Origin of the sequence: Comamonas sp. 23, assembly GCF_049601575.1 — a bacterium.
In the GTDB taxonomy this organism is placed as follows: Bacteria; Pseudomonadota; Gammaproteobacteria; order Burkholderiales; family Burkholderiaceae_C; genus Comamonas; species Comamonas squillarum.
Genome location: NZ_CP187127.1, coordinates 119,561 through 133,459 on the forward strand (window position 1 = coordinate 119,561; position 13,899 = coordinate 133,459).

Sequence of the window (13,899 nt, forward strand, 5' to 3'; positions counted from 1 at the left end):
CCCGTTTATTGCTTTGTCAACACGGCCTGCAAAAAGCTGCGCGTGCGCTCCTTGGTCGGGTTGCTGAAGATGGTCTGCGGGTCACCGGCTTCGATGATGCCGCCGCCATCCATGACGACGACCACATCGGCCACTTCCTTGGCAAAGCCCATTTCATGGGTGACCACCATCATGGTCATGCCTTCGGCGGCCAGCATCTTCATCACCTGCAGCACCTCGCCCACCAGCTCGGGGTCGAGCGCCGAGGTCGGCTCGTCAAACAGCATCACTTTGGGCCGCATGGCCAGCGCGCGCGCAATCGCCACGCGCTGCTTCTGCCCGCCCGAGAGGCTGCCGGGCATCGCATCGGCCTTGTGGCCCAGGCCCACTTTTTTCAGCAGGTCATGCGCCAGCGCATCGGCATCCTTGCGGCTCAGGCCGTGGAGCTTGCGCGGGCCCAGCGTCACGTTGTCCAGCACCGACAGGTGCGGAAACAGGTTGAAGGACTGGAACACCATGCCCACCTCTTCGCGCAGCGCATTGAGGGCTTTTTCGGGCAGCATCTGGCCGTCCTGCACCAGGGTGCGGCCACAGATGTCGATGCGGCCGCCCTGCGGGGCTTCGAGCCCATTGCAGCAGCGCAGGAACGTGCTCTTGCCCGAGCCGCTGGGGCCGATGACGACCACCACCTGCTGGGGCTGCACATCGAAGTCGATGCCATCGAGCACCACATGAGTGCCAAAGGCCTTGCGCAGGCCACGGATGCGGATCATGGATTCGGAAAGTTGGGGAGCTGCGGTCATTGCACCATGCCTCCAGCGCGCAGGCGCTTTTCAAAATGGCGCAGGGCCAGGGTGGTCACGCCGGTCAATACAAAATAAATCACGGCAATCGCCAAATACACTTCCAGCGAGCGGTAGGAGACGCTGATGATCTTCTGGCCCTGGTGCATCACATCATGGATGGTCAGCAGCGAGACCAGCGCCGAGTTCTTGATCAGCGCGATGAACTCATTGCCCAGTGGCGGAATCATGCGCACGATGGCCTGGGGCAGGATCACCGAGAGCATGGCCTGGCCCGACGACATGCCGATGGAGCGCGCCGCCTCCATCTGGCCGCGGTCGATGGACTGGATGGCGCCGCGCACCACTTCGGACACATAGGCGCCCGAGTAGATGCCCAGGCCCAGCACGCCGCAGGCAAAGGCCGGCAGCATGATGCCAAACTGCGGCAGGCCAAAGAACAGAATGAACAGCTGCACCAGAAGCGGCGTGCCGCGGATGGCGGCCACATAGGCCGTGCAGATGCCGTAGATGATCCTGTTCTTGGGGTTGAGCCGGCCAATGCCGATCAGCAGACCCATCACGCAGCCCAGCACCAGCGCAGCGGCCGTGATCTCCACCGTCACCGCTGCACCGCGCAGCAGATCGGGCCACCCTGCCCAGACGGGCGAAAAATCCAAATCCATAGTCAATCCTGTCGTCTCAGATCAGCGCACTGCCTGGGCAGCGCGCTGCGGCACCCTTGCCAATTACTTGCTGCTGGGGAACCACTTGTCCACGATGGCCTTGTAGCCACCGTCGGCCTTGAGCTGCTCGAGCGCCTTGTTCACGGCGGTGGTCAACTCAGGCGTGTCCTTGCGGATGGCCATGCCGTATTCCTCGGTGGTGATCTGCTCGGCCAGCACCTTCATGCCGCCGCGCGTGCGGTTGTACTGGAACGCAGCGGGCTTGCCGGTCACGGCGGCATCGGCGCGGCCGATATCGACCAGGTTGAACATTTCCTGGTTCTTTTCGACCTCAACGCGCTGCACCTTGGGGAAGTGCTCGGTGAGGTAACCCACCGACTTGGTGCCCACCTGCACCGAGACCTTCTTGCCGTCCAGATCGCTCAGCTTGGTGATGGGGCTGCCTTCCTTGACCATGGCCACCAGGCCACCGGCGTAGTAAGGCTGGGTGAAGTCCACCACCTTCTTGCGCTCATCGGTGATGTAGATGGCAGAGACGGCCATGTCGTAGCGCTTGGCGATCAGACCCGGCACCAGGCCCTTGAAGTCGATATCGACCCATTCGACCTTCTTGCCCAGCTTGGCCGCCACGGCCTCGACGAGTTCGACATCAAAACCGGTCTTCTTGCCGTTTTCGACAAATTCCATCGGCGGGAAAGTGGCATCGGTGGCCACGCGCAGCACATTGTTCTGGGCAAAGGCAGCGCCTGCACCACAGGCCAGGGCGATCAAAGAGGTCTTCAAGACCAGGCGACGGAAGTTCATGGGAGAGTCCTTTTTCAATTCAAGTACCAAGCAAAATCGCAATGTCATCCAGCCAGACTGCGGGAGATGCGGGCCGCTGCTGCCAAGGTTGCCTGCACCAGCTGGGCTTGCTGGTGCTGCACGCGCTGCTGCGGGGCCATCAGGCTGAGCGCAGCGACCGCGCGGCGGCCGCTGGCAAACACCGGCACGCTGCAACCCCAGACACCGGCGTCGACCTGGCCCACCGTGGTGATGTAGCCCTGTGTGCGCAGCTCCTGCAGCTCGGCAGCGGCCTCGGCGCGAGCGGGGGTGCCTTCGCCGTAGTGCTGGTTGAGCAGCGCTTCGCGTTGCACGGCGGGCAGGTAGGCCAGCACGCACTTGGCAGAAGCCCCCACCTTCAGCGGCACGCTGCTGCCCTTGTCGAACGAGCAGCGCAGCGACAGCGGGCTTTCCACCATGTCCAGGCAGACGGCCTGGCCATTGGCCGCTACCAAGAGGCCTGCGCTCTCCTGGGTCTGCTGCGACAGCTGCACCAGCACAGGGCGGGCCACATGCACCAAATGGGAGCCATCGTCAAAGCCACGCGCCAGCTGCAGGCCAAGCGGCCCGGGCGCATACAGCGCGCCACTGTCGGCCACAAAGCCAAAGCGCTTGAGGCGCGCGAGCTGCCGGTACAGGCTGCTGCGGGGCAAGCCGGTGCCCTGCATCAGCTCGCTGGCCGACAGCGGCCGCCCGGCGCAGGCCAATACCGCCAGCACCTGCAGCACCCGGTCGGCCGCCGACACCTCGGAACCCGGGGTATCCGCTGCCGTGCGCTCGCTGACCAACAACTCTGTAGCATCCATTCGCAATTCCCATTCTTCGGGACTAATGACAACAAGGATCTTGCAAGATCAATGCCAGAATTGTCGATTTGCTCTCTGTATTGCACCCTAGCGCAAACCCTAGGTCGGAATTGAATGGCCCATTCAATTCCCACTTATTGGGAATTTGAAATGTAAAAAACACCGGCGTGGTGCGGCGCTTGGCGCGCAGGCCAGCGCCGCCGCACCCGTGCAGGGCGGGGTGGACGGGAGAGAGAGAGGGGAGTGTTTGGGCGGGCCCGTGGTGGGGGCGCCGCTCCATCAGCGTTGAGTCAACGCTTCGTCAGCGCACAGGCTGCGGTCAAAGTGCTGCCAGATAGCCCAAAGCCGCGAGCGGCGCCGTCTCGGCGCGCAAAACACGCGGGCCCAAGGTCACCGGTGCAAAGCCGTTGCCGCGCGCCAGCGCTTCTTCGGCGGGCGACAGGCCGCCTTCGGGGCCAGAGAGGAAGACGAGGGGCTGGGCGCCCGCCTGCTGTACCACCTGGGCCAGCGGCTGCGTGCCGTCTGCCAGCGACAGCACCAAGCGCTGTGCATCGGCCAGGCCGCCGGCCTTGACCCATTGCGCCAGGTCCACCGGCGCATGGATGCGTGGCACCTGGTTGCGGCCGCACTGCTCGCAGGCGCTCGCGGCAATCGCTTGCCAGCGCTCCTGGCGCTTGGTGGCGCGGTCGCCCTTGAGGCGGGTGACCGAGCGCTCGGCCTCCAGCGGGGTGATGCTGGCGACGCCCAGCTCGGTCGCCTTCTCCACCAGCCATTCCATGCGCTCGCCAGCGGTAATGCCGGCCAGCAGGTGCACGGCGCGGGCCGCTTCGCGCTCGATCGCTGTGTGGCCCTCAATCTGCACGGTCACATGGCTGCGGCCCATCTGCACGATGGTGGCGTCGTATTCACCTGCGGGGCTGCCGGCTACGCCATTGAACAAGGTGATGTGTTCGCCCGGCTGCATGCGAAACACCTGCACATGGCGTGCAGCCTCGGGCGGCAGATCCAGTGCAGCGCCTACGCGCAACTCAACGGGGCAGTAAAAACGGGGCATGGTGCTGGGTCAAAGTGGATGGCAGGAAAGGGCAGAGATTGAAGCAACGAGGTTCAGCCCCGGCCCATCATCCAGCCGCCTTGCTCCTCGATGCCCTCGACCTCATGGATCAGGCGCATCAGCGGCACCAGCTCGCGGTAGCGCGAGGCCGTCGCGCGGATGTAGTGCAAAAAGCGCGGTGCATCGGCCAGGTAGCGCGGCTTGCCGTCGCGCAAGGTCAGGCGGGCAAAGATGCCAGCCACTTTCAGGTGGCGCTGGATGCCCATCCATTCGACTGCGCGGTAGAAGTCACCAAAATCGGCACCAAAGCCCGAGGGGCTGTCAGCGCCCAGCAGGCCAGCCTTGCGCGCCTTCTCCCAGTAGCGGATGGTGATGTCCACGACAAAGTCTTCTTCCCAGCTGATGAAGGCATCGCGCATCAGGCTGGCAATGTCATAGGTGATCGGGCCGTAGAGCGCATCCTGGAAATCCAGCACGCCCAGCGGCGCACCGGCGCTGGGGGGCACCATCAGGTTGCGCATCATGAAGTCACGGTGCACAAACACGCGTGGCACCGACAGGTTCTGCGCCACGATGGCGTCAAAGGCGTTTTGCAGCACGGCCTGCTGTTTGTCGCTCAGTTGCACCTGGCGGTGCTGGGCGATGTACCAGTCAGGGAACAGCTGCAGCTCGCGGCGCAGCACGGCCTCGTCATAAACGGGCAGCACGCCTTCGCGCGATGCCTTTTGCCAGTCCACCAAGATATCGACCGCCTGCATGTACCACTGGTAGGCGGCCTGGGAATCGGGCGGCTGGAGCTTTTCGATCACCGTCTGCGTGCCCAGATCGGACAGCAGCATGAAGCCGTGAGCGGCATCCCAGTCCAGCACCTGGGGGGCATTCAGGCCAGCCTCGGCCAGCAGCGCTTGCACCTTCACAAAGGGTTCGCTGTTTTCCTTGTCCGGCGGCGCATCCATGATGATACGCGTGCCGCCCTGCAGGTCGTCCACCCGCAAATAGCGGCGAAAGCTCGCATCGGCAGACGCCAGGCGAACGCTCTCGGGCCGCAGACCATGGCGGGCCGCTACCGCTGCCAGCCAGGGGGCAAACTGCGCGGCGCGAGTGGCATCTGCCCACACAACTGGGGTAACGCCCTGTAAAGATTGCTTGGCGCTGTCAGGCTGGGGTGCTACAGAAGATGCAGCAATAGGGTCAGACATGGGGGAAATAGATTGGCTCATGGATAATGCAGATTCTACAAAGCCCTGCCGCCCGGCTGGGCCCCAGATCCAGATCCGTGTGCATGTATGCACCGCAGATGCACAGGCCAGTGGCTATTTCCCATGGATATTCACGCTTTAACCGATGTGGCGCCAGCCTCGCCCCGCCCTGCAGGCGCCGCCGCAGGGCTGCGCGCGCGCGCAAACACCAACACATCGCCCCGCACCTTGTCCCGCACCCCCCTTAGCTTCTCCCCCACCACCATCGCCCGGCTGTGCATGGCCATGCTCTGGGCATCGCCCGCGCTGGTACTGGCCCAGGCGCCCGCTGGCAGCGATGACGCCGGCCTGGTGCTGCGCGCCAGCCCCCGCCTGCAAGAGAGCCTGAGCTCCGAGCAGCGCGGCAAGATGCCGGTCTACCTCGAGGGCGACGAGCTCACCGGCCAGACGGCGGACATGACCACCGTCACCGGCAATGCCAGCCTGCGCCGCGCCGACACGATGATCCGCGCCGACCGCCTGCGCTTTTACGAGCCCAGCAACACCGCCTATGCCGATGGCAATGTGCACATCAACCGCGCCGGCAGCGTGTTTGACGGCACCGAGCTGCAGATGCAGCTCGATTCGAACGAGGGATTCTTCAAGGACGCCAACTACCGCCTGCTGCCCAACAACGGCTATGGCGTGGCCTCGCGCGTGGATTTCATCGACCGCGAGCGCTCGGTCGTGCATGATGGCACCTACACCACCTGCCAGCGCGACGACGAGGCCAGCTGGCAGCCCGACTGGATCATCCGTGCTGAAAAAATCAGCATCGACAACCTCGAAGAGGTCGGTGTGGCCGAGAATGGCGTGCTCGAATTCAAGGGCGTGCCGATCATCCCCATCCCCAAGATGAGCTTTCCGCTGTCGGAAAAGCGCAAATCGGGCCTGCTGCCGCCCACGATGTCGCTCGACAGTGACAGCGGCTTCACCTACGCCCAGCCCTATTACTGGAACATTGCGCCCAACCGCGATGCGACGATCACGCCGACGGCCATGGTCAAGCGCGGCCTGGCGCTGGGCGGCGAGTTCCGCTACCTGGAGCCGACCTACAGCGGCACCCTGGCGGGCCTCTACATGCCCGGCGACCGCCTGCGCGACCGCGACCGCTGGTCCTGGCTGTGGATGCACAATGGCAGCCTGGATACGCCCATTGGCGGCCTGGGGCTAAACATCAACGCCAAGCGCGTGAGCGACTCGGACTACTGGCGCGACTTCCAGGGCAACAGCTACAAGCTCAACGAGCGCCTGCTCAACAGCGAAGCCTCGGCCAGCTGGTCGCGCGATGACCACAGCCTGCTGCTGCGCGCGCAGAAGTGGCAGACCCTGCAGGACCCGCTCTCGCCGATCGTGCCGCCGTATGACCGCATGCCCCAGCTGCAGTACCGCTACACGCCGCAGAACCTGCCGCTGGGCCTGGAAGGCTCGATCGAGGCCGATGCCACGCGCTTCCGTGCCGACACCAGCCTGCTCAACCAGCCCAATGCCGACCGGGGCTATATCCAGGCCGAGCTGAGCCGCCCCTTCATTGCGCCGCAGGGCTACATCACGCCCAAGCTGATGCTCAACACCCGGCACTACAACTTTGACAACTCGGGCCTGGCCACCGTCAGCAGCGCCAGCATCACCGTGCCCACCGTCAGCCTCGACAGCGGCCTGACCTTTGAGCGCAGCACACGCCTGTTTGGCCGCAACCTGATCCAGACGCTGGAGCCGCGCGCCTTCTACACCTACACGCCCTACCGCGACCAGAGCATGATCCCGGTCTACGACACGGCGCCGTACGACTTCAGCTTTGCGACCATCTTCAGCTCGAACTCGTTCAGCGGCTATGACCGCATTGCCGACAACAATATGCTGACCGTGGGCGCCACCACGCGCTTTCTCGATGCCGAGACCGGCGCCGAGGCCGCGCGCTTTGGCATCGCCCAGCGCCTGCGCTTCTCGGACCAGCGCGTGGTCATGCCCAATGCCAGCTCGGTCGAAGAGCGCTGGTCGGACATCATGCTGGGCGCGGGCATCAACTGGACACCCAAGTGGGGCTTTGACACCACGGTGCAGTTCAACCCGGACAGCGGCCGCTCGGTGCGCTCGACCATGCAGGCGCGCTACAAGCCCGGCGACTACAAGACGCTGGCACTGGCCTACCGCTACCAGGCGCAGAACAGCGAGCAGATGGACCTGGGCTGGCAATGGCCAGTCAATGAAATCTTTGGCTCCGGGGGCAAAAAAGCCAAGGGCGAAGGCCGCTGGTACACTGTGGGCCGCCTGAACTACAGCATGCGCGACAAGAAACTGGTGGACTCTGTGGTCGGTGTGGAATACGCCGGATGCTGCTGGAGCAGCCGCATTGTGCTGCAGCGCTTGCAGAACTCGCTGGTGCAGTCCAACACCAAGCTGCTGTTCCAGATGGAATTTACCGGCCTGACCAAACTCACCCTGGGCGCTGACCCGCTGGCCAGCATGCGCGAAAACGTGCCCGGCTACCAGTCTCTGCCCAGCGGCAACGGCGCTGCAGTACCCAGCCGTTTCAGCAATTACGATTGAAGCATTCCCTGACCATGAAACAACGCATTCTCTCTTTGAGCGTGGCCTGCAGCCTGGCTTTGCTGGCCGGTGCCAGCGCAGCGCAAGGCATGAAGGCCAGCGGCGACAGCGCATCGGCTCGCATGCGGGCCCCTGGCGCAGGCCTGGCCACGCCGACGGCCGTTCCTTCGGTGGCCATCCCGGCGGCCGCTGTTGCCCAGCGCAGCAGCAATGCCCCGCGCTCTGCGGACTTCATCGTCGCGGTCGTCAATTCCGAGCCGGTCACCAACGTCGAAGTGCAGCAGCAGTACGAACGCCTGCGCGCCCAGGCCGAGGCCAACAACATGCCCGCCGAGACCGCTCGCCGCCAGGCGCTGGAGATGCTGATCGGCCAGAAGATCCAGCTGCAGATGGCTGCCGAGCGCAACATCACGGTGGACAACTTCGCCGTGCAACAGGCCGAAGAGTCCGTCGCGCGCCAAAACAGCATGACCATGCCCGAGCTGCGCCGCCGCCTGGCCAGCGAAGGCATTCCGGAAGCGCAGTTCCGCGCCGATCTGAAAAAGCAGCTGGTGATCCAGAAGCTGCGCGAGGCCGAGGTGGACTCCAAGGTGCGCGTGAGCGACCTCGACATCGACCAGTACCTGCGTGAGCAAAAGGCCAAGGCCGGCATGGCCAGTGCCGCCACCCAGCTCAACCTGGGCCACATCCTGATCACCGTGCCAGAAAACGCCAGCGACGACCAGGTCAAGCAGCTGCAGGCCAAGGCCCAGCAGGCGGCCGACAAGATCCGCGCTGGCGAAGACTTTGGTGCCGCCGTGGCCGAGTTCTCCGATGTGCCCGACGGCAAGGGCGGCGGCGCCATGGGCCTGCGCCCGGCCGACCGCTACCCCGAGCTGTTCGTCAAGGCCACACAGTCCACCCCGCTGGGCGCCATTGCCGGCCCGGTGCGCTCGCCTGCGGGCTTCCACATCCTGAAGGTGCTGGAGAAGACCAGCGGTGAGGTGCCCGCCATCGTCACCCAAAGCCATGCCCGCCACATCCTGCTGCGCCCCGGCCCCCAGCTGAGCGAAGCCCAGGCCGTGGAGCGCCTCGAAGACTACCGCCGCCGTGTACTGGCCAAGCAGGACACGTTCGAAGACCTGGCCAAGCGCTACTCGGAAGACGGCAGCGCCAAGGAAGGCGGCGACCTGGGCTGGGCCAGCCCACGCAAGTTCGTGCCGGAGTTCGAAGAAGCGCTCAACGCACTGCAGCCCGGCGAGATCAGCCAGCCCATTGCCAGCCGCTTTGGTATCCACCTGATCCAGCTGCTCGAGCGCCGCGAAGCCAAGCTCAACCAGCGCGAGCAGCGCGACATGGTGCGCTCCATCGTGCGCGAGAACAAGCTCGAGCAGGCCTTCAGCACCTGGGCGCAGGAAGCCCGTGCGCGGGCCTACGTGGAATACCGCGAGCCGCCCCAGTAACCCATCCAGCGGCCTGGGGCGCGATGACCCTGCCCGGCGCTGTGGCGCTGCGGCGGTGTCATCATCGGCCCAGGTCTGCCCACTCCAAGAGCGGTGCTTTCGCACCGCTTTGTCATTGCATGAAACACATTCCCCGCAAGCGCTTTGGCCAGAACTTTCTGACCGATCGCGCCGTCATCGACGCGATTGTCGACGCCATCCACCCGCTGCCCGGCCAGACGGTGGTGGAGATCGGCCCGGGCCTGATGGCGCTGACCCAGCCGCTGGTCGAGCGCCTGGGCAAGCTCAGCGTCATTGAGCTCGACCGCGATCTGGCCGTGCGCCTGCGCACGCACCCGCAGCTCGATGTGGTCGAGTCCGATGTGCTGAAGGTCGATTTCCGCGCCCTCGCCCAGCGCCTGGGCGTGGACAAGCTGCGCGTGGCCGGCAACCTGCCCTACAACATCTCCAGCCCCATCCTGTTTCACCTGCTCGACCAGGTCGATGTGGTCGAAGACCAGCACTTCATGCTGCAAAAAGAGGTGATCGACCGCATGGTGGCTGCACCCGCCACCTCCGACTACGGGCGCCTGACGGTCATGCTGCAGTGGCGCTATGCGATGGAGAACGTGCTCTTTGTGCCGCCCGAGAGCTTTGACCCGCCCCCCAAGGTGGACAGCGCCGTCGTGCGCATGGTCCCGCGCGCCGAGCCCGCCCAGCTCGATGCCAAGCTGCTCGAAGACCTGGTGCGCGTGGCCTTCAGCCAGCGCCGCAAGATCTTGCGCAACACCTTGGGCAAATGGCTGGAGGAAAAGGGCTACAGCGGCAACTTCGACCTGCAGCGCCGCGCCGAAGAGGTGCCGGTGGCCGAATACGAACAGGCCGCTGCCAGCCTCTCAGCAGCTTCCAAGGTGGCCTGAGCGTTGGGGCCCCGCCCATAAGCAAAACGCCCGGCGCAAGCCGGGCGTTTTTTCTGGGTCATCAGCAAGCCGATCAGAGGAAAGAGTAAAAGCAGCGAAAAGGCACCTTGCGCTCGGCCCAGTACTCGGCCGCATCGCGAAACACATCGAGCAGCTGCTCGCGCGCTTCGCGGTCAAACTTCATCGCAGTCGGGATCTGGTCCAGCACCACGACAAAGCCGGGCTGGGGGCCACTCTTGTGCAAAGGGTCGGTCAGGCAGTCGAACAGCGCGTCGAAGTTCTTGCCGTAGTGCGACGGAAAATAAAACTGCATGCCAATCAACTCGAGCACATCGGCCTTGGACAGGGCGTGCGCCAGATTGGCGTACAAAAAGTGCTGCCCCAGGTTCTGGGCTGCGTCGCGCAGGTCTTCCAACCGGTAGGCACGAATGGCCTGCACGATGTTGGGACGCACAAAACGCAGCGATGTATCTTGTACCTGACGAAGTGGAGTGTCCATCTCCGTTGCTCTTTCCATTAGCATTTTTTAAAAACCACACCCCATCCCTGGGGCTCATTGGGCATTGTTGACTTAGCACATCACTCTGCGCAAGACATCTCTTGCGGAAAAGCGACATAGGAGGAATCTGACTGGCTAATTCACAATACGCCGAAAGCTGCTGTAGTGATCCTGGGTGTAGTAGCAAGTATCGGGCATTGTGGCGACCTGACCGCCACAAATAATGCGACGCGCCCCCCGATCACGGGAGCCGGGTGTCTTGACGGTGTATTCCCGGTAGTAACCACGCGGGTGCCTGGGCAGGTTGCGTTCACGGTTACCAAATACCGAGCCGTCCTTGTCATAAGGAAAAGGGCCGCCCTCGAAGATCAATGCATAGGTTTTGCGGCCTTGTGGCGGCAATTCGGCCACAGCCACGACCGGCCCATCGAATGCGGAAAGCCCGCTGCCTCGGGCCTGAACCCCAGGCGGCAGCGCAGCCATGACCGCAGCGAGCACACCAGCCTTCACAGACGAGCGGGCCAGAAAACCCCATGCTTTGAGCATCGACAACACCTTTCAGAACTGCGGGCGCACCGAAAGTTCAGCCGGTCAGTGTGACGGATTGCCCCCCAAAATGCAAGAAGCCTGCCCAAAATTTGAGCAGGCTTCTCAGTATTTTACAGCTGCAAGCGTGGCAGACTCAAGCCAAATGCGCTGTAAATATCTTTATCAGCGCGCAAAATTCGCGTCCGCTACCGCAACAGCCGTCATGTTGACAATGCGGCGCACCGTGGCGCTGGGGGTCAAAATATGCACCGGTTGCGCGGCGCCCAGCAGAATCGGGCCAATGGCGATATTGCCGCCAGCGGCCGTTTTGAGCAGGTTGTAGCTGATATTGGCCGCATCAATGTTGGGCAGCACCAGCAGATTGGCGTTACCTACCAGCGGGCTCTCGGGCATGATGCTGGCGCGTTGCTTCTGGTCCAGCGCCACATCGCCGTGCATCTCGCCATCCACTTCCAGCCAGGGCGCCTGGATGCGCAGCAGCTCCAGCGTCTGGCGCATCTTGATGGCGCTGGGCTGGTTGCTGGAGCCAAAGTTCGAGTGCGACAGCAGCGCGGCCTTGGGCTTGATACCAAAGCGCATCATCTCCTCGGCCGCCATGATCGTGATCTCGGCGAGCTGCTCGGCCGTCGGGTCGTAGTTCACATGGGTGTCGACCAGGAAGACCTGGCGCTCGGGCAGCAGCAGGCCGTTCATGCAGGCGTAGGTCGCCGTGCCGGCGCGCTTGCCAATCACCTGGTCGATGTAGTGCAGGTGGATGGCGGTGTTGTTCCAGGTGCCGCAGATCAGGCCATCGACCTCGCCCTTGTGCAGCAGCATGCAGCCAATCAGGGTCAGGCGGCGGCGCATTTCGATCTTGGCGATCGGCACCGTCACGCCCTTGCGCTCGGCCATGCGGTGGTAGGACTGCCAGAAATCGCGGTAGCGGTCGTCATGCTCGACGTTGACCACATCGTAGTCCGTGCCTTCCTTGAGGCGCAGGCCGAACTTCTCGATGCGCTGGGCAATGATCGCCGGGCGGCCGATCAAGGTGGGGCGCGCCACACGCTCGTCCACGACGATCTGGGCCGCACGCAGGATACGCTCTTCCTCGCCTTCGGCGTAGGCAATGCGCTTTTTCGCAGCGCGCTTGGCCGCCATGAAGATGGGCTTCATCGCGGTGCCGGAGGCGTAGACAAAAGTCTGCAGGTGCTCGCGGTAAGCATCCATGTCCTGGATCGGACGCTCGGCCACGCCGCATTCCGCTGCCGCCTGCGCCACAGCGGGCGCAATCTTCATCATCAGGCGCGGGTCAAACGGCTTGGGGATCAGGTACTCGGGGCCAAAGGACAGGTCCTGGCCGGCATAGGCATTGGCGACCTCTTCGGTCTGCTCGGCCTGGGCCAGGTCGGCAATCGCGTGCACCGTGGCGATTTCCATCTCGGTGGTGATCGTCGTCGCGCCGCAATCGAGCGCGCCCCGGAAGATATAGGGGAAGCACAGCACGTTGTTGACCTGGTTCGGGTAGTCCGAACGGCCGGTCGCCATGATGATGTCGTCGCGCACCGCCTTGGCGTCTTCGGGCGAGATCTCGGGATTGGGGTTGGCCAGCGCAAAAATGATGGGGCGCGCAGCCATGCGCTGCACCATGTCGGGCTTGAGCACGCCGCCCGCCGACAGGCCCAGGAACACATCGGCGCCGTCAATCACCTGCGACAACGTGCGCTTGTCGGTTTCTTGCGCGAAAAGCTCCTTATCTTCGTCCATCAGCTCGGTACGGCCTTTGTAGACCACGCCAACGATGTCGGTGACAATCACGTTTTCGCGCTTGAGGCCGATCTCCAGCAGCAGGTTCAGGCAGGCAAGCGCTGCAGCGCCCGCCCCCGAGGCCACCAGCTTCACTTCTTCAATCTTCTTGCCTGCGACCTTGAGCGCATTGACCATGGCCGCTGCCACAGTGATCGCGGTGCCGTGCTGGTCGTCGTGGAAGACCGGGATCTTCATGCGCTTGCGCAGTTCACGCTCCACATAGAAGCACTCGGGCGCCTTGATGTCTTCCAGATTTACGGCGCCAAAGGTGGGCTCCAGCGCGGCGATCACTTCCACCAGCTTCTGGGGGTCTTTTTCGTTGATTTCGATGTCAAAAACATCGACACCTGCAAATTTCTTGAACAGAACACCCTTGCCTTCCATCACCGGCTTGGAGGCCAGCGCGCCGATGTCGCCCAGACCCAGCACAGCCGTGCCGTTGGAGATCACGGCCACCAGGTTGCCACGGCTGGTGTACTTGAAGGCAGCTGCCGGATCCTTGACGATTTCTTCGCAAGGTGCAGCCACGCCGGGCGAATAGGCCAGCGCCAGGTCATGCTGGTTGGCCATGGGCTTGGTCGCGGCAATCGCCACCTTGCCGGGGCGGGGAAACTGGTGGTACTCCAGTGCGGACTGGCGCAGCAGCGCACGCTTGTCCACCGCAGTGGGGGTTGAATTCTTCTCAGTCATGGCGGTCTCCGGCATCACGCAGCATTCACTACGAAAAACAGCTGGAACATGCTGCCATCTGCATGCATGTCTCAACAGTATGTCCAAGGGCCCAGAACGATTTTCCCACGGCCAAATG

12 protein-coding genes are annotated in these 13,899 nt (G+C 63.7%); 3 read left to right on the forward strand and 9 right to left on the reverse strand.

The window, feature by feature from the left end; translation table 11 throughout:
* Positions 1 to 5 precede the first annotated feature (5 nt).
* The 6 genes from ACPEE1_RS00450 to ACPEE1_RS00475 all read right to left on the reverse strand — a co-directional run bounded on the left by ACPEE1_RS00450 (position 6) and on the right by ACPEE1_RS00475 (position 5,328).
* Complete coding sequence (locus ACPEE1_RS00450) at positions 6 to 752, reverse strand: amino acid ABC transporter ATP-binding protein (RefSeq protein ID WP_182345536.1); 747 nt, start codon at positions 750 to 752, stop codon at positions 6 to 8.
* A gap of 26 nt (positions 753 to 778) precedes the next feature.
* Entirely contained in the window at positions 779 to 1,447 is a 669-nt protein-coding gene (locus ACPEE1_RS00455; protein ID WP_116925410.1) for an amino acid ABC transporter permease, read from the reverse strand.
* 63 nt (positions 1,448 to 1,510) lie between these two features.
* The gene (locus tag ACPEE1_RS00460) at positions 1,511 to 2,251 is read right to left on the reverse strand and encodes a transporter substrate-binding domain-containing protein (protein WP_260718585.1); all 741 of its coding nucleotides are present in this window, start codon (positions 2,249 to 2,251) and stop codon (positions 1,511 to 1,513) included.
* Positions 2,252 to 2,295: 44 nt separating this feature from the next.
* Positions 2,296 to 3,075 (reverse strand): IclR family transcriptional regulator, encoded by a 780-nt coding sequence (locus ACPEE1_RS00465; RefSeq protein ID WP_116925408.1) that lies wholly within the window; start codon positions 3,073 to 3,075, stop codon positions 2,296 to 2,298.
* Between the two features lie 319 nt (positions 3,076 to 3,394).
* A complete protein-coding gene (locus tag ACPEE1_RS00470; protein WP_182344440.1) occupies positions 3,395 to 4,129 on the reverse strand; it encodes a 16S rRNA (uracil(1498)-N(3))-methyltransferase in 735 nt (244 codons plus the stop codon).
* A 53-nt stretch (positions 4,130 to 4,182) separates the two neighbouring features.
* The gene (locus tag ACPEE1_RS00475; protein ID WP_116925406.1) at positions 4,183 to 5,328 is read right to left on the reverse strand and encodes an aminoglycoside phosphotransferase family protein; all 1,146 of its coding nucleotides are present in this window, start codon (positions 5,326 to 5,328) and stop codon (positions 4,183 to 4,185) included.
* A 123-nt stretch (positions 5,329 to 5,451) separates the two neighbouring features.
* On the opposite strand from ACPEE1_RS00475, the gene ACPEE1_RS00480 reads away from it, so the two are divergent.
* From ACPEE1_RS00480 to rsmA, 3 genes are all read left to right on the forward strand, one after another.
* A complete protein-coding gene (locus tag ACPEE1_RS00480; protein ID WP_409935121.1) occupies positions 5,452 to 7,917 on the forward strand; it encodes an LPS-assembly protein LptD in 2,466 nt (821 codons plus the stop codon).
* 14 nt (positions 7,918 to 7,931) lie between these two features.
* Positions 7,932 to 9,359 carry a peptidylprolyl isomerase gene (locus ACPEE1_RS00485; RefSeq protein ID WP_182344438.1) on the forward strand — a complete coding sequence of 476 codons (1,428 nt, stop codon included), beginning with the start codon at positions 7,932 to 7,934 and terminating at the stop codon, positions 9,357 to 9,359.
* A gap of 119 nt (positions 9,360 to 9,478) precedes the next feature.
* Positions 9,479 to 10,258, forward strand: a complete 780-nt coding sequence (gene rsmA, locus ACPEE1_RS00490; RefSeq protein ID WP_116925404.1) for a 16S rRNA (adenine(1518)-N(6)/adenine(1519)-N(6))-dimethyltransferase RsmA — start codon at positions 9,479 to 9,481, stop codon at positions 10,256 to 10,258.
* A gap of 73 nt (positions 10,259 to 10,331) precedes the next feature.
* Here the strand turns inward: rsmA and ACPEE1_RS00495 are convergent, their stop codons facing one another.
* The 3 genes from ACPEE1_RS00495 to ACPEE1_RS00505 form a co-directional block, all read right to left on the reverse strand.
* Positions 10,332 to 10,757: a barstar family protein gene (locus ACPEE1_RS00495; RefSeq protein ID WP_027010748.1), complete on the reverse strand. Its 426-nt coding sequence runs from the start codon at positions 10,755 to 10,757 to the stop codon at positions 10,332 to 10,334.
* Positions 10,758 to 10,892: 135 nt separating this feature from the next.
* Positions 10,893 to 11,303: a ribonuclease domain-containing protein gene (locus ACPEE1_RS00500; protein WP_182344436.1), complete on the reverse strand. Its 411-nt coding sequence runs from the start codon at positions 11,301 to 11,303 to the stop codon at positions 10,893 to 10,895.
* A gap of 165 nt (positions 11,304 to 11,468) precedes the next feature.
* Entirely contained in the window at positions 11,469 to 13,781 is a 2,313-nt protein-coding gene (locus tag ACPEE1_RS00505) for an NADP-dependent malic enzyme (RefSeq protein ID WP_116925520.1), read from the reverse strand.
* Positions 13,782 to 13,899 lie beyond the last annotated feature (118 nt).